Origin of the sequence: Kitasatospora sp. NBC_01287 (assembly GCF_026340565.1) — a bacterium.
Taxonomy (GTDB): Bacteria; Actinomycetota; Actinomycetes; order Streptomycetales; family Streptomycetaceae; genus Kitasatospora.
Genome location: NZ_JAPEPB010000001.1, coordinates 2,365,041 through 2,391,497, shown reverse-complemented (window position 1 = coordinate 2,391,497; position 26,457 = coordinate 2,365,041). Strand labels below are relative to the sequence as shown.

The 26,457-nt window shown below is 74.0% G+C and carries 18 protein-coding genes; 10 read left to right on the top strand and 8 right to left on the bottom strand.

Annotation, left to right across the window (positions count from 1 at the left end; translation table 11 throughout):
* Positions 1-17: 17 nt before the first annotated feature.
* From OG455_RS09965 to OG455_RS09945, 5 genes are all read right to left on the bottom strand, one after another.
* Positions 18-1,421: a KamA family radical SAM protein gene (locus OG455_RS09965; protein ID WP_266292230.1), complete on the bottom strand. Its 1,404-nt coding sequence runs from the start codon at positions 1,419-1,421 to the stop codon at positions 18-20.
* Between the two features lie 6 nt (positions 1,422-1,427).
* Positions 1,428-3,134, bottom strand: a complete 1,707-nt coding sequence (locus OG455_RS09960) for a class I adenylate-forming enzyme family protein (protein ID WP_266292228.1) — start codon at positions 3,132-3,134, stop codon at positions 1,428-1,430.
* A 199-nt stretch (positions 3,135-3,333) separates the two neighbouring features.
* A complete protein-coding gene (locus OG455_RS09955) occupies positions 3,334-4,665 on the bottom strand; it encodes an FAD-dependent oxidoreductase (protein WP_266292226.1) in 1,332 nt (443 codons plus the stop codon).
* Complete coding sequence (locus OG455_RS09950; protein ID WP_266292224.1) at positions 4,662-5,069, bottom strand: acyl carrier protein; 408 nt, start codon at positions 5,067-5,069, stop codon at positions 4,662-4,664. Before OG455_RS09950 ends, OG455_RS09955 begins: the two co-directional genes overlap by 4 nt.
* Positions 5,066-6,667 (bottom strand): AMP-binding protein, encoded by a 1,602-nt coding sequence (locus tag OG455_RS09945; RefSeq protein ID WP_266300714.1) that lies wholly within the window; start codon positions 6,665-6,667, stop codon positions 5,066-5,068. Before OG455_RS09945 ends, OG455_RS09950 begins: the two co-directional genes overlap by 4 nt.
* A 906-nt stretch (positions 6,668-7,573) precedes the next feature.
* Here OG455_RS09945 and OG455_RS09940 point away from each other — a divergent pair.
* Positions 7,574-7,861: a hypothetical protein gene (locus tag OG455_RS09940; protein ID WP_266292222.1), complete on the top strand. Its 288-nt coding sequence runs from the start codon at positions 7,574-7,576 to the stop codon at positions 7,859-7,861.
* 434 nt (positions 7,862-8,295) lie between these two features.
* A complete protein-coding gene (locus OG455_RS09935; RefSeq protein WP_266292220.1) occupies positions 8,296-9,090 on the top strand; it encodes a hypothetical protein in 795 nt (264 codons plus the stop codon).
* Positions 9,091-9,144: 54 nt separating this feature from the next.
* Here OG455_RS09935 and OG455_RS09930 read toward each other — a convergent pair whose 3' ends face one another.
* The 3 genes from OG455_RS09930 to eccCa form a co-directional block, all read right to left on the bottom strand.
* Positions 9,145-12,069, bottom strand: coding sequence for a BTAD domain-containing putative transcriptional regulator (locus OG455_RS09930; RefSeq protein ID WP_266292218.1), 2,925 nt, complete (start codon positions 12,067-12,069; stop codon positions 9,145-9,147).
* 224 nt (positions 12,070-12,293) lie between these two features.
* Positions 12,294-14,798, bottom strand: a complete 2,505-nt coding sequence (locus OG455_RS09925; RefSeq protein WP_266292216.1) for a hypothetical protein — start codon at positions 14,796-14,798, stop codon at positions 12,294-12,296.
* 40 nt (positions 14,799-14,838) lie between these two features.
* Positions 14,839-18,777, bottom strand: coding sequence for a type VII secretion protein EccCa (eccCa, locus tag OG455_RS09920; protein WP_266300713.1), 3,939 nt, complete (start codon positions 18,775-18,777; stop codon positions 14,839-14,841).
* A 229-nt stretch (positions 18,778-19,006) separates the two neighbouring features.
* Between eccCa and eccD the strand changes: the two genes are divergently transcribed.
* The 8 genes from eccD to OG455_RS09880 all read left to right on the top strand — a co-directional run bounded on the left by eccD (position 19,007) and on the right by OG455_RS09880 (position 26,394).
* The gene (eccD, locus tag OG455_RS09915; protein WP_266292214.1) at positions 19,007-20,389 is read left to right on the top strand and encodes a type VII secretion integral membrane protein EccD; all 1,383 of its coding nucleotides are present in this window, start codon (positions 19,007-19,009) and stop codon (positions 20,387-20,389) included.
* Positions 20,390-20,451: 62 nt separating this feature from the next.
* Positions 20,452-21,936 (top strand): type VII secretion protein EccB, encoded by a 1,485-nt coding sequence (gene eccB / locus OG455_RS09910; protein ID WP_266292212.1) that lies wholly within the window; start codon positions 20,452-20,454, stop codon positions 21,934-21,936.
* A gap of 59 nt (positions 21,937-21,995) precedes the next feature.
* Positions 21,996-22,346 carry a hypothetical protein gene (locus OG455_RS09905; protein WP_266292210.1) on the top strand — a complete coding sequence of 117 codons (351 nt, stop codon included), beginning with the start codon at positions 21,996-21,998 and terminating at the stop codon, positions 22,344-22,346.
* A 51-nt stretch (positions 22,347-22,397) separates the two neighbouring features.
* On the top strand, positions 22,398-22,688 hold the full coding sequence (locus OG455_RS09900) for a WXG100 family type VII secretion target (protein WP_266292208.1): 291 nt from the start codon (positions 22,398-22,400) through the stop codon (positions 22,686-22,688).
* Complete coding sequence (locus OG455_RS09895; RefSeq protein WP_266292206.1) at positions 22,685-23,164, top strand: hypothetical protein; 480 nt, start codon at positions 22,685-22,687, stop codon at positions 23,162-23,164. The genes OG455_RS09900 and OG455_RS09895 overlap by 4 nt, the downstream gene beginning before the upstream one ends.
* A gap of 137 nt (positions 23,165-23,301) precedes the next feature.
* Complete coding sequence (locus OG455_RS09890) at positions 23,302-25,527, top strand: hypothetical protein (RefSeq protein ID WP_266292204.1); 2,226 nt, start codon at positions 23,302-23,304, stop codon at positions 25,525-25,527.
* A 125-nt stretch (positions 25,528-25,652) separates the two neighbouring features.
* The gene (locus tag OG455_RS09885; protein ID WP_266292202.1) at positions 25,653-26,096 is read left to right on the top strand and encodes a YbaB/EbfC family nucleoid-associated protein; all 444 of its coding nucleotides are present in this window, start codon (positions 25,653-25,655) and stop codon (positions 26,094-26,096) included.
* On the top strand, positions 26,089-26,394 hold the full coding sequence (locus OG455_RS09880; RefSeq protein ID WP_266292200.1) for a hypothetical protein: 306 nt from the start codon (positions 26,089-26,091) through the stop codon (positions 26,392-26,394). The genes OG455_RS09885 and OG455_RS09880 overlap by 8 nt, the downstream gene beginning before the upstream one ends.
* Positions 26,395-26,457: the final 63 nt, after the last annotated feature.

The following is a 26,457-nucleotide window of genomic DNA, read 5'->3' as shown; positions in this document are numbered from 1 at the left end:
GTCCTTCTGGGGGAGGGTCAGGAGCGAGGTCCGCCGGGCTGCCCGGACCACCAGCGGCGGCCGGGCTCCGGGAGGGTGTCCACCGGGTCGTAGTAGGGGTGGCGCCGGTCGAGCGGGTCGTCGGCGCCGGCCTCGTCGGCCCCGCCGGCCGCGTGGACCTCGCGCTCGGTGCGGTAGTTCTTCGTCCAGTACGAGATGCCGCGCTCGCGGTCGTAGGCCACCGCCTGGTGGACCCAGCGCTTGCCCAGGTCCGGCACGTCGCAGACCAGCCGCGGGGTGGCGTAGCCGGGCAGGTAGCCCATGATCGCCTCCTGCAGCAGCTGGGCCTGGTGCACGGAGGTGCGCCAGTGCTCGGCGTTCGGGATCATGTCGCAGAGGTAGAAGTAGTAGGGCAGGATGTTCGCTTCGCCCTGCAGGGCGAAGCAGAGGTCGAGCAGGTCCTCGGGAGTGGCGTTGACGCCGCGCATCAGCACGCCCTGGTTGCGCACGTCCCGCACGCCCGCGTCCAGCAGCGCCCGGGCCGCCTCGGCGACCAGCGGGGTCACCGACTGCACGTGGTTGGCGTGCGTGTGCACGGCGAGGTTGACCGCGCGCCGGGCCGCGAGCGCCGCCACCCGGCCCAGCCCCTCGACCACCCGGGGCTGCAGCCAGTGCTGCGGCAGGCCGACCACCGCCTTGCTGGCGAGCCGGATGTCGCGCACCGAGCCCAGCTCCAGCAGCCGTGTCAGGAAGGACTCCAGTTGCGGCCAGGGCACGTTGGCGACGTCGCCGCCGGAGACCACCACGTCGCGCACGCTCGGGGTGCGCTTGAGGTAGTCGAGCATCTGCTCCTGCCGGTCGGCAGGGCGCAGCACCAGCTTGGTCTTGGTCACCTGCGGCGTGGAGGTGCCGACCAGGTCCATCCGGGTGCAGTGGCCGCAGTACTGCGGGCAGGTGGCGACCAACTCGGCCAGCACCTTGGTGGGGTAGCGGTGGGTGAGCCCCTCCACCACCCACATCTCGGCCTCGTGCAGCGAGTCTCGCTCGGCCTTCGGGTGGCTGGGCCAGTGCGGGTGCCGGTCCGCGCGCACCGGCAGCATGTAGCGGCGGACCGGGTCGGCCAGGAACGCGTCGGTGAACGCGGCCGGCACGGTCGGGGCGTGCGGCGCCATGGTGTTGAGCATCTGCGGCGGCAGCAGCATCGACATGGTGGCGAACTGTGCCTGATCGGCGGCGAGTTCCTCGTAGAACCGGTCGGTGAGCAGCTCGCCGGCCACCGCCCGCAGCTGCCGCGGGTTCTTGACGCAGTGCGCGCGCTGCCACTGGGCGTCGCGCCACTGCGCTTCGGTGACGTCGCGCCAGCCCGGCAGCCGGCGCCAGTCCGGTTCGACCAGGGGGGTTCGGGCGTACGCGTAGGGCTGCCGGATCGTCTGCTCGTCCATCGGCTGCTACTGGCCGGTGAAGAGGGTGGCGAAGCGGGTGCGCAGCTCGCGCTTGAGCACCTTGCCGGTGGGCCCCAGTGGGAAGTCCTGCGGGGTGGTGGCGATGCGCACCGCGGCGAGGGTGGCCAGTCCGGCCCCGGTCAGCGCCTTGTCGGCCGCCTCCCGGACCTCCTCGGCGGTGCGGTGCGCGGCCTCGGCCTGCAACTGGACGACGGCGATCGGCCGTTGGCCCTGCCCGGCCGGCCCCGGCACGCCGACCACCGAGCAGTCCCGCACCAACTCGGCGCAGTCGGCCAGCAGCACCTCCTCGATCGGCAGGCTGTGGACCGGGCCGTCGGCGGTGTCGATGACGTCCACCGTGCGGTCGAGGTGGTAGAAGTTCCCCTCGGCGTCGCGTCGCGCCAGGTCGCCGGTGAGCCAGTAGCCGGCCAGCTCGAAGGTGCTGGTGAGCTTGGCGTTGTTCCAGTAGCCGGGGGTCCGCGAGGGGGTGATGACGGCGAGCATGCCGACCGTGCCGTCCGGCACCTGCGCGCCGTCCTCGTCCAGCACCGCGGCCTTGGTGACCACTTCGAGCGGCTTGCCCACGCAGCGGTCGTTGCGGGTGCTCTCCGGGGTGGTCACCTGGCCGAAGAGCGCCATGCCCATCTCGGAGGAGCCCAGGCCGTCGATGAACTGCGAACCGGGCAGCGCCGGGCGCTCGTCGCGCTGCTGCGGCAGCAGCCAGGGTTCGATCAGCCCGGCCGGGCGCTCGCCGAGCCCCACCAGCCGGCGGATGTGCCCGTAGTGCGCGCTGTCGCCGGTGTTGAACCAGGAGTGCACCTTCGCCGCGCCCTTGACGGGCAGCTCGCCGGTGGCCAGCTCGACGAAGGTCCGCGGGAAGGAGGCGACCATGGTGGGCTGGAAGGCCTCCATCACGGGCTCCACCACCGAGCGGCGCCAGTCGGACATCACCACGGTGGGCAGGCCGAGCAGGGCGGCGGTGAGGAAGTAGCTCAGGCCGCCCGCGTGGGTGTGCGGCATCAGCGACATCAGCCGGTCGTACGGCTCGGCGGGGAAGCGCACCATGCGCGGCTGCTTGCCGTCCCAGAACTGGCGGTGCGCCAGCATGGTGGCCTTCGGCGTGCCGGTGGTGCCCGAGGAGTGGATCAGCGCGACCACGTCGTCCGCGGCGTGCTGGTACGGGTAGGCCTCGGGCAGGTGGGCCGACGCGAGGTCGAAGGCCTGGATCTCGGCCGCCATGGCGATGAAGCGCGGACGGCGCCGCGGGTCCTCGCGGTAGGCCGCGGCGAGCCGGGTCGGGTCGTCCGCGACGATGCCGACCACGCCCACGTGGTTGAGGTAGCGGACCATGACATCGTGCCGCATGGCGTCGTTGATCAGCGCCGGGACCGCGCCCAGCGCACTGAGCGCGAGGAAGTGCAGCAGCGGCTCCAGGCCCTCGCCGACCACCACGCCGACCGGCTCGCCGGGGCGCACGCCGTTCGCCCGGTACCAGGCCGCGTAGTTGTCGCGCAGGGCGGCGAGTTCGAGCAGGCTGTGACCGCGCAGCACCACCGCGCCGCGGTGGTCGGTGTGGTGGCTGTAGGCGAACGGGACCGCGCGGTTCGGGTTGACCGCGATGGCCCGGTCGAGGAAGTTGCCGGCCCCGAGGGTGGGATCGGTCATCAGCTGCTGTCTGGCGGCGAGGGGGGCGATGGATGTCTGGTCGCTCATGGCGCTCTCCCAGGGCGGGGCGCCCGACCTGGGTTCTCGTGAAACCGGGGTCGGGCGAACGGGGGGTGACGAGAAGCAGTCCGTGGCGGACTGGTGGATCAGCGGCCGGGGGGGGTGGTGCTACGGCGGGGAGGGTGGCTCAAGGGTGCGGGCCCGTGGGGGAGCGGGGCCCTGCGGTCGGTCCGGTGCCGGACAGGGTTCAGGGCCGGGCGAGGATCTCCGCGGCCACCCGGTGGCCGGAGCGGATCGCGCCCTCCATGAGGCCGAAGTACTCGGTGCTCGTCTCGGTGCCGGCCCAGTGCACCCGCTGGTGCGGCTCGGTCAGCGTCGGGCCCTGTCGCAGCCAGTCGCCCGGGCCGAAGAGCGCGGCGTAACAGCCCTTGCTGTACTGCTCGTTGACCCAGTCGGTGACGTGGTAGCCGATCGGCTCGGGCAGCATCGGGAAGAGTCGGGCGGCCTGCTCGACGGCCGCCGCGCGCTGCGCGGCCGGGTCGAGGGCCGCGAAGCGGTGCGCCTCGCCGCCGGTGACGAAGCCGGTCAGCACGCCGACCCCGCCCTCGGGCGGCGAGTCGTCCACCGTGGACAGCAGCGGGCCCTCGGCGTTGACCGACCAGCCGGAGAGACCGTGATCGCGCCAACCGGGCGTCGGGTACACCAGGTTGATCTTGACCGCGCAGCCGGGGGCGGTGCGCCCGCTCGCCCGGCGGGCCGGCGCCGGTGGCCGCTGCTCGATGGCGTCGGCCAGCAGCGGCGGCAGCGCCAGCACCGCGACGTCCGCGCGGTGGGTGCCGAGCGCGGAGCGCACGCTGACCCCGTCGGCGTCCTGGTGCAGCGCGGTGACCGGCTCGCCGAGCCGCACCCGGGCGCCGAGCCGCTCCGCCAGCCGCTCGCAGGCCAGGTGGGCGCCGCCGGCGATCCGGTCCTGCTGGGCACCGCCCTCGAAGGCGTTGAGGTAGCGGATGCCGCCGCCCGAGCGCAGGTAGAACGCCATGTGCAGGACGGAGACGTCGGCCGGGTCGGCGGCCATCATCTCGCCGAGGAAGAGCGGGAAGAAGAGCCGGGCGTCCGGATGGGCCAGGTGCTGCTCGGCCCACTGCGCGGCGGTCAGCGTGTCCAGCCGCTCGGCGTCCGGGGTGAGCCACGGCGCCTCGGGCCGCACGGCGGCGGTGAGTTCGTCCAGCAGCTCGAACATGTCGCCCAGCGCCACGGCGTTGAGCGGCGGGAACCGCCCGTCCCGGGTGGTGTCCTCGGCACCGAGCGCGAAGCGGCTCGCGCCGGTCATCGTGGTCGGGGTGGTCTTGAGGTCCAACTCGGCCATCAACGCGTGAAGTTCGGTGTGCCGCTCGCCGAGGTAGGCGGCGCCGGCGTCGATCCAGCGCCCGGGCGCGACTTCGAGGCCGTGGGTGCGGCCGCCGACCCGCTCGCGCGCCTCCAGCACGGTGACCTCGATGCCGCGCGCCAGCAGGTCGGCGGCGGCGGTCAGGCCGGCCAGCCCGGCCCCGACCACGACGGCACTGGTGACGCCGCTCATCGGGCACCCGCGCTCCGGGTTGCCACGCTCCGGGTTGCCACGCTCTGGGTTGCCACGCTCTGGGTTGCCATGGTCCGGGTTGCCACGGCCTGCGCGGTCACGGCCTGCGCGGCCACGATGTGGGCGGCGAGGCCTTCGGGGGTGGGCGCGAGCAGGAAGTCCTCGAAGGACAGCTCCACCCCGTGACCGCGGGCGATCGCGCTCAGCACCCGGGTGGCGATCAGCGAGTCGCCGCCGAACCGGAAGAAGTCCGAGTCCGCCGTGACCTCCTCGCTCTCCAGCACCCGGCGGAAGACCGCCACCACGCCCTCGACCACGGCCTCGGTGGCGGGGCCGGCCGCGGACACGGCGGCGGGGTCGGTGGCCGCCCCGCCGGCGGTGGGGGCAGTGGTGTCAACGCTCATCGGAGGTCTCCTTTGACCTGGTCGGTGGTTGCGTGCAGCTGGTGCGAGGCCGCGCGGTCGACCTTGCCGCTCGCGGTGTGCACGAGGTGGGGGACGACGGTGATCCGGCCGGGCACGAGATGGCCCGGGACCCGCTCCCGCAGGTGCTCCAGGAGGTCGGAGTCCAGCGTCCGGGCGTCGGCGCGCGGCCGCGGCACCACGTAGGCGACCAGCGTGGACCGGCCGGCGCGGGTGACGCCCGCGACGGCCACGGCGGCCACCGCGGGGTGGCCCGCGATGTGGGCCTCGACCTCGGCCGGGTCCACCCGGATGCCGCGCACCTTGAGCTCGTGGTCCAGCCGGCCCTGGTGGGTGAGCACGCCGTCCGGCGCGCTGCTCACCCGGTCGCCGGTGCGGAACCGCCGCTCGCCGTCGACCACGGTGAACCGGGCTCCGGTGGCCTCGGGCAGCCCGAGGTAGCCCAGCGCGAGCGCGGGCCCGGCGATCAGCAACTCGCCCTGGTCGCTGATGTGCTCGACGACGTGCGGCAGCGCCCGGCCGATCGGCGCGGCCACGCCGGCGCCCCACCGCCGACCGGGGGCGGGGACCTCGGGGCCGTGCAGGTCGACGGCGTGCGTGATCAGGGTGGTCTCGGTGCAGCCGTAGGTGTTGACCAGCCGGATCCGTCCGGTGTCCAGGCCGCTCCAGTCGGCCAGCCGGGCCCCGCTCGCCGCCTCGCCGCCGATCACCAGCAGCCGGACGCAGTCGGGCAGGGTCAGCCTGTCCTCGGCCAGGTGGAGCACCAGCTCGTGCCAGAAGGCGGTGGGCAGGTCGAGGACGCTGATCCGCTCCCGCTCGACCATCCGCAGGAACCGGGGGAACGAACCCGAGTGCGCCTCGGCGTCGAGCACGAGGGCGGCGCCCGTGGTCAGCGCGGGCAGGATCTCCTCGAAGCAGGTGTCCCAGTTCAGCGAGGCGAACTGCAGCACCCGGTCGTCGGGCGTGAGCTCGAAGAGCCCGCGCAGTGAGTGCACGGTGGCGGAGATGGCCCGGCGCGGGGTGACGACGGGCTTGGGCTGCCCAGTGGAGCCCGAGGTGAAGAGGATGTAGGCCGGCGCGTCCGGGTCCACGTCCGGGTCCACGTCCGGGTCCACGTCCGCCTCCGGGTCCACGTCCGCCTCCGGGTCCACGTCCGCGTCCGGGCAGCGGCCCTGCGGCGCGCTGACGGCAGTGGCCGCGAGAGGGCCCGGGGCCACCTGGGCCAGGCCGAGTCGGGCCGCCTGGCCCGGATCGTCGGTGACCATCGCGCGGGCGCCGGCGGCCGCCACCATCGCCCGCTGGCGCTGCTCGGGAAAGGCCGGATCGATCGGGCAGTAGGCGCCCCGGGCCGCGAGCACGCCGAGCAGCCCGATGACGGTCTCCGGTGCGTGGGTCGCCCGCACGGCGACCACCCCGGGACCGGGACCCAGACGCGCGGCCAGCTCGGCCGCCCGCTCGCCGAGTTGGCGATAAGTCAGGGCGTGTCCTTGGTGGACAATCGCCGGGCGCTCCGGATATCGGCGTGAAATTTCCGTGAACGCGTCAAGCAGGTCGGAAGTGACCTCAAGGGTGCCGTACATCATTGACATGCCCGCCCCAAACAATGCCCGCGAGCGCTCATCCGTGCTCGGCGAACCGGGACTCTACCTTCGAACAAGCGTTGCCACAATGGGCTGGTAAAGGCCTTTGAGTTTGCGTCAATTCTCTTTACCCGAAGCTGAATCAATCAACTCAGTGACCTGACAAGGCAGTTCTGCGGGCCCTTCGCGCGTGGCGGCCGGGTGGCCGATGCCCGGCCGCCACCCGGCGCCGTGACTCGCGTGGGCTTTGGGGGGTTTGGGGTCTTCGCGTGCCTTGCGGGCCCCGCGTTGCGCACGGGTTCGGCAGAGGTGTGGACCGGCAGACCTGCGCGGAGCCCGCGGGGCGGGCGGGGTGCCGGAAGCGCGGCGCCGAGCTGCCGAGTTCATGCGGGGCAACCACTGAGGGGCGATCAGCTTTCGTATGCGGAGCTCTTGTTCCGGTCGAATGGTGGAATGCCCGCCGCAATCATGCGGGGAACGCGCTGCGACGGTCCTGCCGAATGCCGGTGGACCAGCGGTGAAGCTCGCGTGTGGGCCCCCGCGCACCCAGCAGGCCCTCGTCCGTGTACCAGCTACCCCGGGCGGCTGCCGGTGGCGTAATTGTCCCAGCTCCGGCGCGGAATTCCGCGATGGGACGGAAAGGCGGTCAACTGCTCGGCGCCACCCCCCGGTCCGGTGGCCGTGGCGGCTTCACGGAAGCGGGGGGAATGGTGGAGTGCCGCTGGTGTGGAAAGGCCGGTCGCGGAATTCCCTTGCCGCGAACGGGTTGTGGCGTCGCTCCGCTCGGCGGGTGGGCGGGCGCAACCGGTGGAGGGCGGCGGGCGGTGTCAGAGCCTGCCTTGAGGTACGGGCGGCGCCGATCTGTCACGCTGGCCGGAGGGGGCTCTCTCGACGGAGGTGCGACGCATGGACGGTGGCGGACATTCGGGTGGCGGCGACTTCGGCGGTCACCATGGCGGGCACGGGGGCGGTCACCATGGCGGGGGCCACCACGGCGGTCGCCACCACGGCGGTCGCCACCACGGCGGTGAGCAGCGCGGCTTGGACCAGGGCTGGTTCGTCAGCAGCGGCAGCAACGTAGGCGTCGGGCCGGACGGCCGGAGGCGGCGCTCCGGCCGGTCACCCCTGCTGCGACCGCCGGTGGCGCTCGTGGTGGTGGCGGCGGTGCTCCTGCTGCTCTGGGCGGCGCACTGATGGGCGCGGCGCCCGCGGTCAGTGGCTGACCGCGGGCGCCGGTAGCGCGGTGGCGGGGGTGGTGACGGTCGTGCCGAGGCCACGGTGGAGCACGGGCACGGTGGGACCCTTCGGGAGTGGCCGGCTCCAGGGAGCGGGCGCGGCCGGGTGGAACCGGAGTGGCTAGGTGCCGCCGTCCATTTCAGCGGGTGCCTGAACCTGCGTCAGCAGCCACCGTGAATCGCTTGGACGATTGGCCGGAACTGCTCGCCTGGTGGCTGGAATCTGCCCGTCCGGCGCTTCCCCGGGCGGGCGGACCACGGGGAGGCCGTGCTCCCGGGCCCGGCCGATGCCGACGGGACGGTGGGTCGAACCCCGGGTGCGCGGGTGGCCGTTCCCCTGGGTGGAGGGGTCCGGCGCCGGACCCCGGCGGCACGAGCGCGGAGGTGGCTCCCATGGCCTGGTACGAAGGCCCCTGCAGGATCACGGTCGTCGGCGTGACCGCGGCCTGGCCGCAGCGCGTGGTGGTGCGGATCCGCCACGGCCGCACCGTGGTGATCCCGGGCACGGTCGGCGCGAGCGAGGTCATCGACGACGGCGGCTCCGGGCACGGCTGGGACCTCGCGCTGGAGCACGAGTACGGCGGCCAGTGGCGGCCGAACATCCGCGCGGTCCAGGGCAAGTGGACGGAGGCGGACAGCGGGCGCAGCCAGCTGATCCGGAGCAAGGACTACGACTGGCCCAACCGCTCCAACCGGGAGGACAACCTGGTGATCCGGATCGACCGGGCCGCTCCGCCCCGGCAGGCGGCCCCCGCGCCCGAGGCCAGGCCGGTGCCGGTGGGCACCGAGTCGACCTCGGGCCAGGGGCAGCAGCACCTGGTGCCGGCGATGCGGGTGGGCATGACGATGCGGACGGGAGCGCTCGCGCAGCCTGCGGTGGCACCGGGAACGGCGCCGGCGGCCGGGACGGAGACGGCACTGCGGCGGTCGGTGGCCGGGGTACGGGCGACCGCCGCGCGCGAAGCCGTCCCCGCCGCCGGGCGGGTGGCGACGAGCGGCGGCGCGGTGCCGGCCGACAACGGCCGCCCGACCAGCGGCGGGGGAGCCGCGGCCGACAACGGCCGCCCGACCACCAGCGGTCGCCCGACCACCAGCGGCGGGGGAGCCGCGGCCGAGAGCGGTCGGCCCGCCACCAGCGGCGGCGGCGCGGCCGGCGCCAATGGCAGGACCACTTCGTCGAGCGGCTGAGCTGCGGCCGCTGGACCGCTGGACCGCTGGACAACTGCCGCTCACCGGCCGCCGTCAGCCCGTCAGCCCGTCAGCGGGCGCGGCGCGGTCGGTGTCCGCGAGGGTGGCCTCGATCATCGCCAGGCGCTCGGTCACCGCGTCCGCGAGGTGGCCGTGGAGCTGGTGCAGGTCGATGGCCGCGCGCAGGTGCGCGGCGGCGTCCGCCGGGCGGCCGATGTCGAGCAGGTAGTCGGCGAACCCCTGCTCGCCGGAGGCCTGCAGGTGCAGGAAGCCGGCATCGCGGATGGTGGCCAGCATCGAGGTCCAGATCGGCTCGGCATTGGCGGACAGGCCCAACTGGTGCAGGGCCTGGGCCTCGTTCATCATCGCCCAGAGGCGCACGGTGGCGGCCGGGTAGGCGGCGAGCAGGCGGCAGGCCTCACGGGCCTGGCCCAGCGCGGTCGCGGAGTCGCCCGCCATGTTGCGGACCGCGGCGGCGTAGCTGAGCACGGCGGCCCGGTGTTCGGGCAGCAGGCCGTCGCCGCTCAGCGCCAGGGCCTGGGCGGACACCGGCAGGGCCGCCATCGCGTCGCCGAAGGTGGCGGTGATGAGCGCGAGCGTGTAGAGGGCGCGGACGTGGGTGTTGCCGTCCGCGGGGCTGGTGCGCTCGATCGCCTGCTGGACCAGCCGCACCGCCTCGGCGGAGAAGCCCACGCTGTACAGGGCGTTGGCGCAGGAGCCCTCCAGCACCGCGATGGCCTGCGGTGATCCGGTGCGCTCGGCGGCCCGCAGCCCGGCGAGCAGGCAGGTGAGCGAGTCGTTGAGCCGGCCGGCGCCGTAGTAGAGACTCTCCGAGATCCGGGCCAGCCGCCAGGCCCGCTCGTGCCGGCCGTCGTCGGCGCTGGTGGTGACCAGTGCGCGGATCGTCGACTCCTCGGGACGGAACCAGGCCAGCGCCGCGCGGCTGTCCGGTGGCTGCGGCAGGCTGAGCGGCGGGTGCTCCGGCTCGCCGAAGCTCTCGATGCCGGGGTCGAGGTGGTCGGCGGCCACCCGGGCGGCCACCAGGTAGTAGTCCAGCAGCCGGTCGGTGGCGAGCCGGCGGAACTCGGCCGGCTCGGCCGCGAAGAGCTCGGCACTGAAGAGCCGGATCAGGTCGTGCCGGGTGTAGCGGCCGGGGGTGTTCTCGGTGAGCAGGTGGTAGGCGGCCAGCTCGCCGAGGGTGCGCCGGGCCGCCCGCAGCTCGCCGCCGAGCAGTGCCGCCGCCGCCAGGGCGTCCACCTCGCGGCCCGGATGGGCGGCCAGCAGTGACAGCAACTGGGTCGCCGTGGAAGAAAGATGACGGTACGTCAGAACCAGGGCGGTGCGGACGCTGACCGAGCCACGGTTGTCCAGGGCGAGCAACCTGGTTCGCTCGTCGGTGAGTTCGGCGACCAGGTCGGCGATCCGCCAGCCCGGACGGGAGGCCAGCCGGGAGGCGGCGATCCGCAGCGCGAGCGGCAGGCGGTCGCAGAGCGCGATCAGCCGGTGGGCCGCCTCGGGCTCGGCCTGCACCCGACCCGCCGTCAGCGCCCGGTCCAGCAGCCGCAGGGCGTCGGCGTCCGGCAGCGCCTCCAGCCGCAGCAGCGTGGCACCCTCGGTGACCACCAGGTCCTCCAGCGTGTTGCGACTGGTGACGACCGTCGCGCAGGCCGGGCCGCTGGGCAGCAGGTCGACCACGTCGGCCGGCCCGCGCGCGTTGTCCAGCAGCACCAGCAGCCGCCGGTGCTCGGTCCGTTCGCGGTAGAGGGCGGCCCGGTCGGCCTCGTCCTGGGGGACGGCGGCCTCCGGCAGGCCGAGCGCGAGCAGGAACTGCCCGAGGACCTCGCAGCGGTCCACCGGGCCGATGGGGTCGAAGCCGCGCAGGTCGGCGAAGAGCAGGCCGTCGGGAAAGCCCGGGGCCGCGCCGTGCGCCCAGCGGATCGCGGTGGCGCTCTTGCCGACCCCGGCCGGCCCGACCAGGACGGCGAGCCCGCTGCCGGTCCGGTCCGGCCCGCACTCCTGGTCCAACCGCCGGAACTCCTCGCCGCGCCCGACGAATCCGCTGCTCTGCCGCGGCAGGTGGCGCGCGATGCCGGGCGCCGGGGCCGGCGCCTCGCGCGGGGCGGGCGCGGGGGTGGGGGCGGGCCCAGGCGCGGCGGAGGGCTGCGGGGTGGTCGGCGGCACCACTGTCGTCGGACCCGGGTTGCTGCCGCCGCCGCTGCCCTCGCCGCTCCCCTTGTTGCTGCCCTCGCCACCGGCCGTGCCACCGGCCTCGGCGAACGCGGCGCGCAGCGCCCGGCCCGGCGGCAGGCCCAGCTCGCTGTCGAGCCGCTCCCTGGCCTGGTGGTACACGGTCAGCGCGTCGGCGGACCGCCCGGCCTGGTGCAGGCAGCGGATCAGCAGGGCCACCACGGGCTCGCGCAGTCCGTCGGCCCGCACGCTCTGCTCCAGCGCCGGGACCGCGCGCACGCCGGCGTCCAGCCGCAGGCACCGCTCCGCCCAGCTCATCAGCACGCCGGTCCGCGACTCGTCGAGCTGCTCCGCCAGCGTCCGGCGCAGCGCGGTGTCGGGCAGATCGCCCAGCGCGGCGCCGGCCCAGAGGCCGAGCGCGTGCTGCAGCAGGCGGGCCGCCTCGCCGTCGTCGGACTCGTCCGCCGCCCGGGCCGCGAGCCGCTCGAAGCGCCGCGTGTCGACCTGGTCGGGCGGCCCGAGCAGCAGGTAGCCGGGCGCCCGGGTCTGCAGGATGAACGGTCCGGGCGCCAGCAGCTTGCGCAGCGCGGCGATGTGCCCCTGCAGCGCGGCCCTGGCCTGGGCCGGGGGCTGCTCCGCCCAGAGCAGCTCGACGAACCGGTCCACCGCGACCACTCGGTCCAACTCCATTGCGAGCAGCGCGAGTACGGCGCGCCGCTGGGGGCCGGCGATCTCGCCGAGGCGTCCGTCGGCGGTGCGCAGCTCTACCGAGCCGAGTAGTCGAATGTCCATCAGGTGTCCATCAGGCCTTCTCGCGACTGGAGCGCCGGCACGATCCGGCGGGGGAGTCTCCGCGCTCATCGTTGCACGGGCCGTCAGATCACCGGTGTCGCGGGTGCGGCCGAGGAGCGGACCGACCGTGACGGGTCGGCCCGCTGAGTCCTGCCTGCGCCGGGGCGGCGGTGTCGGCGGGTACGCCTGATGATGTCGCTGGTCAGCGGCCGTTCAGCTGCTGTTCAGTCACTGTTCGACTGATGCTCGGTCGGTGCTGCGGGGGCGGCTCCCAGGTCGAGGTGGAAGTGGGCCGGGTTGGCCGGGCGGACGCGGTTCTCGGGGGCGGTGGCGTCGCGGCGGGCCAGCCAGCCGCGCAGCCGGTCGGGGGCCGCTCGCAGGCCGGTGCTCTCGTGCAGCAGGACCCGGGCCGGGCGGCCGCTGTCGGCGTCCGCCGGGTCGAGCTCCAGCACCTCGAAGGCGGTGCCCGGCGCGAAGACCACGGTCGGTTGCTCACCGGGCTCGCCGAAGGCCGAGGTGCGGCGCCCGGTGGCCGACCAGACGGCGAACTCCAGCTCGATGCCGTCGCCGAGGTCGGCGCCCACGGTGGAGAGTCCGCTGACCGGGGCGGGTTCGCGGAGCACCGTGCCGGGGGCGAAGCGGGTCAGGTCGAGAGGGCCGGGCGGAGCCGCGAACAGGACGGCGCCGTGGTGGCTGGGCAGCCGGCGCAGGCCCGCGGCGAGGCAGCGCAGGTACGGGCGCAGCGGACCGTCCGTGCCCTCGCGGGTGGCGGCGACGAGCTCGGCGCGGGAGGCGGGCACCGGGGAGTCGGCGTGGTGGAGCAGCACGGCGACCAGCTCGGGGCGGGGGTCGTCGCCGCCCGCCGCGCGCAGGCCGGGCAGCCGGGTGGCGACCTGGTCGGCACGGCTGGCCCAGCGCTGGTACGGGGCGCCGATCAGGGCCTGCAGGGCGTCCCGGTCCTGGGCGGGGGTGGTGGGCGCGGGTGGGGGCGTGGGTGCGGGTGCGGGTGCGGGGATGGGCGCGGGTTCGGGCGCAGGCTCGGGCTCTGGTGCGAGCGAGGGCGCGGGTTCGGGCGCAGGCTCGGGTTCGGGCGCAGGCTCGGGGATGCGGATCGCTGCCATGCTGAGGGTGGGCGCCTCCGTCGACGGCGTGACGCTCAGCAGCAGGGTGGGGTGGTCGGACGCGGTGGGGATGGGCAGGGGCGCGGGCTCGGGGAGTTCCGGCTCGGGTGCGGGTGCGGGTGCGGGTGCGGGTGCGGGTGCGGGTGCGGGCTCGGGAACGGGTGCGGGCTCGGGAACGGCTTCGGGTGCGGGCTCGGCAGCGGGGCCGGCCATGACGGCCACCCGCACCGGCGCGGCGATCGGCTCCACCTCCGGCTCCACCTGCGGCACGGCCACCGGCTCCCGCTCCACCGTCCGCACGGCCACCGGCTCCGGCACCGGCAGAGCGGCCGGCGCGGCCGCCACCGCCACCGCGGCCCTCGCCCCCGGGTCCGCGCCCAGCCAGGTGAGCCGGTGGATCCGCGCGCTGAACCGCCCCACGGTCTCCGACTCCGCGTCCATCGTCCCGGCCACCGTCACCGCGAGCCGCACCGCGGGCCCGGCGCCGAGCGACGGCAGCCCGGCGAGCAGCCCGCCGAGGTGCTCCCAGACCTCCTCGGTGACCGGGTGCCCGGGGGCGCCGATCACCAGCACCGGCTGCGCCGGGTCGGGACGGCGCAGCCGGGGCGCGCGCTCCACCGTGGCGCCGGCCGGGCGCAGCCAGAGGCCGGCCGAGACCGCCTCCAACTCCCAACCGGGGAAGGCGTGGTAGCGGGCCGGACCGGCGGGCGTCCAGCCGCCGGGGTGCTCGCGCCAGCCGACCGCGGTCACCGTGCGGGCGACCGGGCAGGCGGTCAGCTCGGTCAGGTACGGCTCCCAGCCGGGCGTGCCGTCCGCGGCCAGGTGCATGCCCCGGTGACCGGTCGCGGTGACCAGCGGCAGGCCGATGGCGGCGTGCACCTCGCGGTCGAGCGAGGCCGCGAGCACGGCGGACAGCTCGACCAACTCGATCGGTTCGGCCCAGGGCGCGCTGAGCAGCAGCCGCTGCTCGCCGGTGGCGGTGAGCAGTGCGGACGCGGCGGTGGCGAGCCGAACGGCGGTCGGCAGCGGACCACCGGGCTCGCCGAGCACCAGCAGCAGGGTGCCGATCGGCGCCGAGGCGAACTCGAGGATGGCCGGCACGGTGGTGGGTGTGGCCCGGGTGAGCCAGAACGCGCCGCTGCGCAGCGGGCTGATCGCCGCGCCGCCCGGCCAGCGTTCGCCGAGCGGTTCGGCACCGCCGCCGGGCCGGCAGTACCACCAGGAGCCGCCCGCCGCCAGCAGCGTCCCGTCCGCCTCGACGGAGACCACGACGTCGGGCGCGACCACCGTCAACCCCGTGCGCCGCGCCAGCAGTTCGGCCGGCCGGCGGCCGTCGGGGCCGCTGGCGGCCAGGCCGGAGGCGGCCAGCACCAGCGTGTCGGCGCCCCGGGCGGTGGCGATCCGGGTCAGCTCGTCCAGCGAGGCGCGCAGCACCGGGGCGGCGTCCACCGCCGCGGCGAGCAGCACCAGGGTCTGCGGCTCGACCCGCACCGGGTCCAGCACCGCCGCGAGGCCGGCCTGTTCGGATCCGGGCGGTGCGATGACGAGGTGCGCTCCCACCGGGCGCAGCGTGGACCGCGCGGTGAGCTGGGATGGTGCCGAGTCCATGGCCGGCCTCCGGTCTGCTGAGAGTGGGCCCCTGCCGGGACTACGGGCCGGTCACCTCCAGCGGTTCACCGTCCTTGCCCAGGTGGCCGGTCTGCACCTGCACGTTGCGTCGCCGGGTGATGTACAGGCCGCGTCCGGTGGGCAGCTGGCGCGGCTTGACGTTGCCGAACAGGTGGCCCTCCGAGGGCGGGCAGGAGAGCAGCAGCGCGGGCGAGTTGACCTCCTGCAGCTTGCGCAGCAGCGGGTCGCCCATGGCGCGGCCGATCCCGTTGGCGCCGCGTGCCACGATCAGGTGAAGCCCGATCTCGGCGCCCTGGGCGAGGTTGTCGAGCACCGCCGCGAACGGGTGGCTGCCGGCGCCGGTGCTGACCAGGTCGTAGTCGTCGACCAGGATGAAGAGTTCGGGCCCCTCCCACCAGTCGCGCAGCTTCAGGCGCGCGGGGCTGATGTCGTCGGGTGGGATCCGGTTCTTCATGGCGCGCGCGGCGCCGTCGACGATCTGGCGCAGCATGTCGACGGCGACCGCGTAGCCGAGCTGGTACTCCTTCGGCACCACGTCGTACAACCCGCGCCGGTAGTCGACCACCATGATCCGGGCCTCGGCAGGCGTGTAGACCTGAGTGATCGACCGGGCCATCAGCTTCAGCAGGTTGGTCTTCCCCGCCTCGCTGTCGCCCACTACCAGCAGGTGCGGGTTCTCCTCGAAGTCGTGCCAGAGCGGGGCGATCTCGGCGTCGTCCACGCCGATCGGCACCCGCAGGCGCCCCTCGGGGGCGGGCAGCTCGGTGGCGTCCAGGGTGAGCGGCAGCATCCGCACCTCGGGCGCGCGCGGCCCCTCCCAGTGCGCGGCCACGGCGTCCACCAGGTCGGCGATGCCCTCGGCGAGGTCCTCGGCGGTCCCCGATCCGTCGAGCCGCGGCAGTGCGGTCAGGAAGTGCAACTGCTCGTCGGTCAGGCCGCGGCCCGGGGTCTTGGGCACCCGGGCCGCCGCGCGCATGTTGATCACCGAGTCGACCGCGTCACCCAGCCGCAGTTCGAAACGGGTCTGCAGCTGGTCGCGCAGGCTGCCGGAGATCTCGCCCCAGCGGGTGGTGGCGATCATCAGGTGCACGCCGTAGTTGATGCCGCGCTGGGAGATCAGGGTGAGCGGCTGGACCAGGTCGTTGAACTCCTGGCGCAGCGTGTTCCAGCCGTCGATCACCAGGAAGACGTCGCCGTGCGGGTCATGGGCCAGCTCACCGGCGGCCTTGCGGCGGCGGAAACCGGTGACCGAGTCGATGCCCAGCTCGGCGAAGTACTTCTCGCGGCGGTTGATGATGCCGTTCACCTCGGCGATGGTGCGCAGCACCCGCTCGCCGTCATGGCGTCCGGTCACCCCGCCCAGGTGCGGCAGCCCGCGCAGAGTGGAGAGCGTGCCACCGCCGAAGTCCAGGCAGTAGAACTGGACCTCGCGCGGGGTGTGGGTGAGTGCCAGGGAGGTGATCAGGGTGCGCAGCATGGTGCTCTTGCCGCTCTGCGGGGCACCCGCGATGCCGACGTGGCCGCCGGCCCCCGAGAGGTCGGCGGTCAGCAGGTCGCGCAGCTGCTGGAACGGGCGGTCGACCACGCCGACCGGGATGTTGAGCGAGCCGTGCGCCTTGCTCGCCTCGGTGGTCAGGCCGCGCGCCGGGTGCGGGGCGAGCGGCGGCAGCAGCTCGTCCAGGGTGGGCGGCACGTCCAGCGGCGGGAGCCAGACCCGGTAGGCGGGCGGGCCGACGTCGTAGAGCTTGGCGGCGGCGATCTCCAGCAGCGACTCGGCCGAGGTCTCCTCGACCGCTTCCTCCTCGACCGCCGTCGGCAGGTGGCGGGGCGTCACGTACGTGGTTCCGTAGGCCACCACCTGGCCCTCCAGCACCGCCTGCTGGGCGGCGCGGCGCTTGGGCCGGTAGGGGCCCGAGACGTAGGCGGCCTTGAAGCGGGTCAGGGTGGAGATGTCGCTGCGCAGGAACCCGTTGCCGGGGGCCGAGGGCAGCTGGTAGGCGTCCGGCACGCCGAGCACGCCGCGGCTCTCCATGGCGGAGAAGGTGCGCAGGCCGATCCGGTAGGACAGGTGGGACTCCAGCGCGTTCATCCGGCCCTCGTCCAGTCGCTGCGAGGCCAGCAGCAGGTGCACCCCCAGCGAGCGGCCGAGCCGGCCGATCATGACGAAGAGGTCCATGAAGTCCCGGTGCGCGGCCAGCAGTTCGCTGAACTCGTCGACCACCACGAACAGCGTGGGCATCGGCTTCAGCGGGGTGCCGGCGGCCCGCGCGCTCTCGTACTCCAGCAGCGAGGCGTAGTTGCCGGCGGCCCGCAGCAGCTCCTGGCGGCGGACCATCTCGCCGTGCAGCGCGTCGCGCATCCGGTCCACCAGCGCGGCCTCGTCGGCCAGGTTGGTGATCACGGCGGAGGTGTGCGGCAGCGCGTCCAGGCCCAGGAAGGTCGCCCCGCCCTTGAAGTCGACCAGGACGAAGTTGAGCACCTCGGAGGAGTGCGTCACGGCCAGCGCCAGCACCAGCGTGCGCAGCAACTCGGACTTGCCCGAGCCGGTGGCGCCGATCAGCATGCCGTGCGGGCCCATGCCGCCCTGCGCGGACTCCTTGAGGTCCAGGTCCACCGGGCGGCCGTCCGGCCCCAGGCCCAGCGGCACCCGAAGCCGCTGCGGGATGCCGCGCTGCGCCCAGAGCGCCTCCACGTCCAGCTTGTGCAGGTCCGGTATGCCGAGCAGCGCGGTCAGGTCGAAGTCGGTGGCCAGCGGCTCGGCGGCCTCCACCGCGTCGCCTATCCGGTACTGGGCCAGCGAGCCGGCCAGTCGGGTGATCTGACGCTCACTCAGCGCGTCGGGCCGGCCCAGGTCGGTGACGGTGTCCTTGCGGTTGCGGTCCGCGCCGATCATCGCCAGCCGGCCCTCGGCGATCCGCAGCCGCAGCGTGGTGCGGGCCGGGCGCCACTCCAGGCTCTCGGTCAGGTCGATCAGCACGGTGTTGCGGTAGCCGGTGAGCGCCGCCCGGCTGCCCGCGTGCGCGCCCGCGCCGTCGAGCACCAGGACGGTGAACGGCTCCTCGCGGTGCGGCACGGCGTCCGGCTCGTAGGGCGGGCGGCCGGTGAACTCCTCGCCGAGCAGCTGCTCCGCCTCGCCCAGGCTGCCCGCCACCAGGCGCAGCGGCCCGGCCCCGTCGCTCTCGCCGGGGTGCAGCGCGTGCGGCAGCCACTTGGCCCACTCCCACGCGCCGCGGTGCTCCGGCTCGGCGACGATGGCGATCCGCAGCTCGTCGGGGCCGTGCACGGTGGCGAGTTGGGCCAGCATCGCGCGCACCAGCGCCCGGGCGGCCGACTGGTCGTCGGTGCGCAGCAGCACCTGGGCGAAGCCGCGCAGGTGGATGGCGATCGGCTGGTCGTCCAGCGTGTTGTAGGCGTGGATGAAGCGGCGCAGCGCGTGGGCGCAGAGCGGTTCCAGGTCCTCCACCGGCTTGGTGGAGAGCGGGGCGAGCCGGGTCGCCAGGCGCTGCGGGCCGGTGCCGATCCGCACGTCGCTGAAGTCCGGGTGGGCGGCCCGCCGTTCCCACAGCCGCGTGGTGCCCACCAGCGACCGCAGCTCGTTCGGCGCGGGGTGGCGCCAGGCCAGTGCCTGCTGCTGCGCGGTGATCGACTTGCGCACCTGGCGGCGGATCTGCGAGAGGTAGCGCAGGTAGTCGCGGCGCTCGGCGCGCAGCAGCTGCTTGCGGTCGCTGGAGCCGCGGATCAGCTGGGTGACCAGCATGCCGATCGAGGAGAGCGCCATCATGCCGATGCCCACGTAGGCGAGCGCGCCGCTGCCCTCGCCGCCGCTCGGGCGCAGGAACATGAAGACCATCGAGAGCGAGCCCAGCGCCATCGGCGCCATGCTGATCATGCTCGACATGCCGCTCTGCTTCTCGGGCAGGACCGGCGGCTCCTGCAACTGGATCTCGCCGTCCGGCATCTCGGGCCCCGGACGCCGCGGCGTTCGGTTGACCAGGACCACACTCACCTCAGGGCTCCTCCCTCACACCACCGTCCCTGGGTGTGACGGGCGGCGCACCGGGCCGGGTTCACGACGTGGCTGAAGGCGGCTGAAGACGGGTGAACGCGGCACGCCGTCCGGTCCGTTCTGCAGTCGGAGACCGAACGCGCAGGGGTCGCGGAGCCGGGTCGCGGAGTGGGGGAGTGGTGTGAACAGCAGTGCCGTCGCCGGGCTGTGCCGGTTGAGGTTCCACGCGCCGGGCACGGCCTTCGAGCTCGCCGTCCCCGCCGACGTGCCGCTGGCCGACCTGCTGCCCGCGGTCCTCGGCCACGCGGGCCCCGACCTGGCGGAGAGCGGCCTGGAGCACGGCGGCTGGGTGCTGCAGCGGCTCGGTCAGGAGCCGCTCGACGAGGAGCAGAGCGCCGAGGCGCTCGCGCTGCACGACGGCGACACGCTGTACCTGCGCCCGCGCCGCGAGGCCCTGCCGGTGGTGCACTTCGACGACCTGGTGGACGGCGTGGCCACCGGCATGCGCGAGCGCGGCGACAGCTGGCGGCCAGCGCTGACCCACCGCCTGTCGCTCGCGGTGGCGCTGCTGGCGCTGGCCGGCGGCTGGGTGGTGCTCGCGCTGCCGGGCCCGACGGGTGTGCGCGAGGCCGCCGCGGCCGCCGCGGCGCTGCTGCTGCTGCTCGGTTCGGCCAGCGCGGCGCGGGCGATGGCCGACCCGGGCGCGGGCACCGCGCTGGGCGCGGCCGCCGTGCCCTACCTGGCACTGGCCGCGCTGCTGCTGCCCAGCGGCCCGAGCGGAGAGGTGCTGCTCGGCGCCCGGGTGCTGGCGGCCGCCTCGGCGGCGGCGGGCGCCTCGGTGCTGGCGGTGGCGGCGGTCGGCGGCTCGGCGCCGCTCTTCCTCGGCGTGGTGCTGGTGGCGGTGCTCGGCGTGCTGGGCGGCGCCCTGGTGCTGGCCGGGCTGGCGCCCGAGCAGCTGGTGGCGCTGATCGCGGTGGCCGCCGTGCTGATCGGCGCCCTGGTGCCGTCGCTGGCCTTCCGGCTCTCCGGTCTGCGGCTGCCGATGCTGCCGCGCAACGCCGAGGAGCTGCAGGAGAACATCGAACCCTTCCCGGCCGCCGGCGTGCTGACCCGCAGCCTGGTCGCCGACGACTACCTGATGGCGCTCTACACCGCGATCGGCGTGGTCTGCGCGCTCTGCCTGACCCTGCTCGCCTTCGCCGGCGGCTGGGCGGGGCCGGCCGCGACCGGCGCGCTCAGCGTGCTGCTGCTGCTGCACGCGCGGGCGGTCGGCAGCATCCGGCAGCGGCTCGCCCTGCTGCTGCCGGGGCTCCTCGGCGCGGTGGTCCTGGTGGCCCGGCTGACGGCCGCGCAGCCGGCGGCCGGGCGGTCGGCGGTGCTGGGCGGCCTGCTGGCGGTGGGCGCGGCGCTGCTGGTGGTCGCCTGGACGGTGCCGGGGCGGCGGCTGCTGCCCTACTGGGGGCGGCTCGCGGACGTGCTGCACACGCTGAGCGCCGTCGCGCTGCTGCCGCTGGCGCTGCAGGCCGGCGGGGTCTTCCACGCGCTGCGGACGATGAGCGGCTGAGTTCCCATCAGCTGGGTGAGCACTGGTTGAGCATCTGAGGGCCGAACCGGAGGAGAAGCAGGATGCAGTCCCGACGCGACCAGGTGCAGGCGCACCTGTTCGTGATGAGCAGGCTCGGCTCCGGCATGCTGCGGGCCGAGCCCGACGCGCCGGACACCCCCACCGGGCGCACCACCAGGGGTGCGGTCACCGGCCTCGCGCTGGGCGTGGTGATCGCACTGGTGGTGGCCCTCTACGGGCTGCTTAAGCCGGCCGCCACCACGGGGTGGGCCACGCCCGGCGCGCTGGTGGTGGTCAAGGAGAGCGGGGCGCGCTACCTCTTCGTGGGGGGCCAGCTGCACCCGGTGCTCAACGAGACCAGCGCCAAGCTGCTGGCGGGCTCCCAGATGACGGTGCGGCAGGTGAGCGCGGCCTCGCTCGCCTCGGTCGGGCGCGGTGCGCCGGTGGGCCTGGTCGGCGCGCCGGACGGGGTGCCCGCGGTGGGTCAGTTGGCCCAGGGCGGGTGGCTGGCCTGCGGGGTGCAGCCGCCGCCGGCGCCCGGCAGCACCGGTGGTACCGGCAGCACTGGCAGCACTGGCAGCACCGGTAAGCCGCAGCTCGTGCTCAGCATCGCCCCCGCGGAGCAGGGCACGGCGCTGACGGCCGCCCAGGGCGTGCTGGTCGGCGCCCCGGACGGGACGAGCTACCTGCTCTGGCAGGGCCGCCGGCTGCGGGTGGACCGCCAGAACAGTGCGCCGCAGGCGCTCGGCTACCCCACCGCCGCCCCGTTCCAGGTCCCCGCGGCGCTGCTCGACGCGCTGCCGGCCGGCCCCGACCTGACCGCGCCCGACATCCCCGGACGCGGCAGCCCGGGCCCGGTGCTGGCGGCCAGGCCCACCCGGGTCGGCCAGCTCTTCACCGACCCCAGCGGCGGCCGCTACGTGCTCACCCGCACCGGGCTGACCCCGCTCAGCGTGCTCCAGTACGACCTGCTGCGCGGCGACCCGCGCACCCAGAAGGACGCCTACGCGGGCGCGGCCGGCGACCCGGCCCCGATCGGCCCCGAGGACCTCGCCGCGCACACCGCCCCCGGCCCCGGCCTGCCCGGCGGTCTGCCCGCCACGCCGCCCGCGCTGCTGGCCGCCGGCCAGGCGCAGGCGGTCTGCGCCGACCTGCGCCCCAGCGACGACGGCAACCCCGTCACCACCGTCACCGTGCTGGACGCCGCGGCCCTGGGCGGTGGCGCCCCGGACAGCGAGCCCGGCGTCACCCCCGGCTGCGCGCCCGCCGACCGGATCGCGGTGCGCCCCGGCGCGGCGGTGCTGGCCCGCGCGCTGTCGGCCGCGGGCGGCGGTTCGAGCGAGTACCTGGTGGCGGAGAACGGTGTGAAGTACCCGCTGCCCTCGGCCGACGCCGTCAAGCAGCTGGGCTACACCGGCGCCCCGACCCAGGCGGTGCCGCAGGCGCTGCTGGCGCTGCTGCCGAGCGGGCCGAGCCTGGACCCGGTGGCGCTGGCGACCGGCCAGTTGGTCCCGCCGGCGACTGGCACCAACCCCTGTTCCGGTTGAACCGCCCTGCGCGGTACGGCCGTTCTCATCACTGACCGATTCCCGACAGAGGAGCTTCGATGACCACTCCCAGCAGTCTGTCCACTGAGGACCAGGCGATGAGCAAGGCGCTGGCCAGCCTGGAGAAGCACGGCAGCGCGATGATCACCTCGGGCCAGACGGTCGAGCAGATCAACCAGGAGATCCGGGCCCACTACATCTCCGGCGCCAGCAGCAGCTTCCAGGGCAAGGTGCAGGACTGGGTCGACCGCTACAAGACGGTGATGAACGCCTTCCAGCAGCTGACCGACGCGCTGGACCAGTCGGGCAAGTTCCTCGCCCAGGCCGAGGCGGACGCCCATGACGCGGGCGGCAACTGGGGTGCCTCGGAGAACGTCTACCACCTGCTCAACGGCACCACCACCAGCTGACCGGCTGCCCCCTCCCTCCGACTTCCTCAGAGACCCAAGGACGAGATCGCCATGGCAGACATCTACCTCAACCACGAGGCGCTGAACGAGGCCGTCGAGGAACTGACCCGCGCGGCCGGGGTCATGGACAGCAACCTTGAGGAGCTGCAGTCCGAGCTCAAGGTGCTCGAAAGCCAGGCCGGGCAGTACAAGGAGGCGTTCGAGGCCTTCTTCGCGGTGGTGAGCGCCAACCAGGCGGAGATGCGCGCCGACCTCGCCAAGGGCGCGTCGACCCTCTCCGACATGCACGAGACGATGAGGCGCGCCGACATCTCCGGGGCGATGGCCTTCGAGCAGCGATGAGCGGTGACCTCAAGATCACCGACGATGACCTGAACAATTTCGTCAAGAACGAGATCCCCGGGTTCATCCTGCGCCTCAAGGGCGGTGACACCACCAACGACCCGCTGGGCGCGATGGTGATCGCCGCCCTGACCGACTTCGCGGCCAAGCAGCAGAGCGGCACTTCCACGGTCTCCGGCTTGAGCGGCACCTACACCAAGCTGGCGGGCGGCCAGGCCCCGCTGGCCGAGTCGGTGACGCTGCAGACGGACTTCGGCACCTTCTGCGCCGGGATCAAGGCCCAGATCGACCTGCTGGTCGCCGGCATGAACAAGGCCGGCACCGCGCTGCACGATGCCGGGACCACCCTGCACAACGCCAATGACGAGGCGCTGAGCCTCACCCAGATGATGACCATCCTGGCGGGCGCCACCCCCACGCAGCCCAACTCTTCGGGGACGGGCGGGACTGGCGGGACCGGCGGGACGGGCAGTTAGTCCCGCTCCGCCGGATCCAGCCGCGTCCAGCCGGGTCCGCCCGGCGACGGGCCGGGGCCCGTCGCCGGGCGTCGGCCCTCCCTCCGTAGCCGTACCAGCCGTACCAGCCGCACCAGTCGAATCGGGAGCCGTCTCGGATGTCCGCACCAACTACGCCGGTGAACAGCGCCATCACGTGGGAGGAAGCGCTGACGACCATGGTCGGAGCCGGGCGCAGTGACCTGCCGCTGGTCGATCGGCACCAAGCGGCCGCCACCGGGACGTACAACTGGATGAGCAGCCACAACGTCATCCAGCAGGCCTCCGACAGCATCGACAAGGACAGCCTGTCGCCGATCTTCAGCCTCTGGTGGGTGTCGAGCGGTCCGATCTCCGACGGCAACTACGTGGTGGTGGGGGCCGTCGGCAACTGGGACGAGTGGGACCGGGACAAGGCCAACAGCAAGTACCTGCACTTCGACCTGAATCCGGGGCCGCTGCTCGACGTCCTCAGGAACGCCCCCCACCAGAACGACTACGTGTCGCAGCCGAGCTTCTTCGCGGCCAGCGACATGATCGCCAAGCTGGGCAACTGGATCCCCGAGCTGCAGGGGACGATCAAAGGCTGGACCGACAAGATCGACGTGGCGGACAGCGACCTGCAGGGCAGCGCGGCCGGCAAGTTCAAGGAGTACCTGGAGAGCTACTCCAAGGACCTCGGCGACCTCTGGTTCTCGGTCTGCAACTTCAACCCGCCCGCGGTGGGGACGCAGAGCAACCTGGAGAACATGCTGGAGGCCGCCGGCACCGCGCTGGTCACCGCCGCGCAGGCCCTGTGGGACGCCTGGAACAACTGGCGGATGGCCCCCGACGGCCTGGCCTACCCGGCGGGCTGCCTGACCCAGGCACTGGCCGCCCTGCTCTCCAGCGGAGTGACGGTGGGCACGGGCAGCAACGGCACGCCCACCTACTCCAGCAACAACGTGGACATCACCACCGACAGTTTCTGGCACACGGTCGAGGACAACGGGAAGCAGGTCTGGCTGGACCACCTGGTGAACGCCCTGGACGTGCCCGCCAAGAACGCCATGGGCGCGCTGGCGCTGGCGCTCTCGAACGTCGACGCGGCGCTGTCGACGATCTCCCCGGAGACCCCCGGGGTCTCGCAGCCGACCCCGCCCGGCCAGACGCCGCCGGGCGGTGACGACGGCAAGACCCCGCCGGGTGGTGACACCGGCCAGACCCCGCCGGGTGGCGACACCGGCAAGACCCCGCCGGGTGGCGACACCACCCACCTGCCCCCGCCGCCGAGCCACGTCAACGGCGGTGGCGGCAACAGCTACACGCCGCCGGGCGCCGGGGGCGGCAGCACCGTCCCGCTGCTCGACAAGGACGGCAAGCCGGTGACCGGCAAGGACGGCAAGCCGCTGACCGCGCCGGCCGGTTCGACGATCGGCGCCAACGGCGAGGTCTTCGGCCCGGACGGCAAGCCGGTGCTCGGCCCGGACGGCAAGCCGGAGTACGTGCCGAAGGGCGGCAAGCTGGGCGCCCCCAGCTCCAGCACGACGTCCGGGTCCGCCCCGTTCAGCGTCCCGCCGGGCTCCACCCTGAACGCGGACGGCACCGTCAACGGCCCCGACGGCAAGCTCCTGCTGGACGCCGGCGGCAACCCGGTCTACCTCGGCAAGAAGGCCACCATCGGCAAGGACGGCAAGGTCCTTGACAGCAACGGCAAGCCGATCTCGCAGCAGGCCCAGTACCTGGCCGACGAGGAACACGCGCTGGACCAGGCCTCGATCAACCCCCCCGTCACCGGCGGCGGATACACCGGTGGGGGATACACCGGCGGCGGATACACCGGCGGGGGATACACGGGCAGCGGTTACACCGGTGAGGGGAGTGACTGGCCCGGTACCGGGTCGTTCAACTCGACCTCCTCCAGCTCCGGTTACACCGGTGAGTCGTTCGAGCCCGATCTCGGCACCGGCTCCGGTGACTTCTCGCTGGGCGGCGGCATTCCGAGCGGCCCCGGTGCGCCCACCGTCGGCGGCACGCTGCTGCAGGGCACCACCGGGTACGCCGACCGGTCGCTGGCCCAGTCCGGTCAGTTCCCGACCGGTGCGGCCGGCACCTCGGAGGTCCCCGGCGAGGAGGTCGCCGGGGAGGCGGCGGCGGGCGAAGCCGCCGAGGAGGCCCAGATGATGGGCCGTTCGGTCTCCACCACGGGCGGCTCGGGCATGCCGATGATGCCCGGCGCCGGGATGGGCGGCATGGGCGGGCAGCAGCAGGGCAACCAGGAGCGGCAGCGCACCACCTGGCTGGCCGAGGACGAGGAGGTCTGGGGCACCGAGAGCGGGGCGGTCGGCGGTGTGATCGGCCGCTGAACCGTCCGGTCGCTGAACGGTGCCCGGCCTCGCAGCCGTTGGTACCGAGTGACGACCCGTGCGCCGCGCGCACCGGGCCTGGTGTCCCCGGGCCCGGTGCGCGCTGCCAGATCGAGAGGTACGAGATGTCGGCGTCCCCCTTCGCGGACCAGATCGAGCAGGCCGTGGCGGCCCTGCGCGAACAGCAGGCCAAGATGGCCGAGACCACCAGGGAGCTGCAGGAGAGCACGGCCTCGGTCACCTCCAAGGACCGGATGGTCACCGCCGTGGTCGGCGCGCAGGGCCAGGTCGTCTCGCTCACCTTCCACACCACCGCCTACCGCTCGATGGCCCCCGCCCAACTGTCCGGCCTCCTCACCGACGTGCTCAACGAGGCCCGCGCGGACATGGGCGCCAAGGTCACCGAGTCGATGCGCTCCTTCGAGGGCCTCGGCGAGCTGCTGCGCACCTCGATGACCGGCGGCACCGAACTCGACGAACTGCTCGCCCCGCTCCAGGCGATGCGCCCCGGCCACGCCGAGGCCGAGGCCCGCCGACTCCGCGGACGCCAGGAGGAGTTCCGTGGGTAACCTGACCGCCCTGTCGGATCTGAAGACCAAGTTCGTCCAGTTCGGCAACATGTCCGACCTGCTCAACTCGATGCTCGACCAGGTCAACCAGATCAACGAGTTCAACAAGAACTCGGCCGGCTCGGACGACATCGGCAAGCAGTACCACGCGACGGTCGACCAGCCGACCAAGGACCTCACCGACCTGCTCACCCAGGCCCGCACGACCATCGACAAAGCGGTCGACGGCGGCACGCAGACCACCGCCCTGTTCGACAACACCGACCAGGACCTGACCGACAACAACAACGGGTCCTGACCGACAGCGACAACAGGTCCTGACCGACGACAGAGGCGGTCCTGACCGACGCAGCAACGGTTC

What these genes read in the sequence shown, in the direction of transcription:
- OG455_RS09930 (WP_266292218.1), bottom strand. Translation starts at nt 12,069, where the DNA reads ATGGACATTCGACTACTCGGCTCGGTAGAGCTGCGCACCGCCGACGGA.
- OG455_RS09905 (WP_266292210.1), top strand. Translation starts at nt 21,996, where the DNA reads ATGACCACTCCCAGCAGTCTGTCCACTGAGGACCAGGCGATGAGCAAG.
- OG455_RS09960 (WP_266292228.1), bottom strand. Translation starts at nt 3,134, where the DNA reads ATGAGCGACCAGACATCCATCGCCCCCCTCGCCGCCAGACAGCAGCTG.
- OG455_RS09895 (WP_266292206.1), top strand. Translation starts at nt 22,685, where the DNA reads ATGAGCGGTGACCTCAAGATCACCGACGATGACCTGAACAATTTCGTC.
- OG455_RS09945 (WP_266300714.1), bottom strand. Translation starts at nt 6,667, where the DNA reads ATGTACGGCACCCTTGAGGTCACTTCCGACCTGCTTGACGCGTTCACG.
- OG455_RS09890 (WP_266292204.1), top strand. Translation starts at nt 23,302, where the DNA reads ATGTCCGCACCAACTACGCCGGTGAACAGCGCCATCACGTGGGAGGAA.
- OG455_RS09955 (WP_266292226.1), bottom strand. Translation starts at nt 4,665, where the DNA reads ATGAGCGGCGTCACCAGTGCCGTCGTGGTCGGGGCCGGGCTGGCCGGC.
- OG455_RS09925 (WP_266292216.1), bottom strand. Translation starts at nt 14,798, where the DNA reads ATGGACTCGGCACCATCCCAGCTCACCGCGCGGTCCACGCTGCGCCCG.
- OG455_RS09965 (WP_266292230.1), bottom strand. Translation starts at nt 1,421, where the DNA reads ATGGACGAGCAGACGATCCGGCAGCCCTACGCGTACGCCCGAACCCCC.
- eccCa (WP_266300713.1), bottom strand. Translation starts at nt 18,777, where the DNA reads ATGCCGGACGGCGAGATCCAGTTGCAGGAGCCGCCGGTCCTGCCCGAG.
- OG455_RS09900 (WP_266292208.1), top strand. Translation starts at nt 22,398, where the DNA reads ATGGCAGACATCTACCTCAACCACGAGGCGCTGAACGAGGCCGTCGAG.
- OG455_RS09950 (WP_266292224.1), bottom strand. Translation starts at nt 5,069, where the DNA reads ATGAGCGTTGACACCACTGCCCCCACCGCCGGCGGGGCGGCCACCGAC.
- OG455_RS09885 (WP_266292202.1), top strand. Translation starts at nt 25,653, where the DNA reads ATGTCGGCGTCCCCCTTCGCGGACCAGATCGAGCAGGCCGTGGCGGCC.
- OG455_RS09940 (WP_266292222.1), top strand. Translation starts at nt 7,574, where the DNA reads ATGGACGGTGGCGGACATTCGGGTGGCGGCGACTTCGGCGGTCACCAT.
- OG455_RS09935 (WP_266292220.1), top strand. Translation starts at nt 8,296, where the DNA reads ATGGCCTGGTACGAAGGCCCCTGCAGGATCACGGTCGTCGGCGTGACC.
- eccB (WP_266292212.1), top strand. Translation starts at nt 20,452, where the DNA reads ATGCAGTCCCGACGCGACCAGGTGCAGGCGCACCTGTTCGTGATGAGC.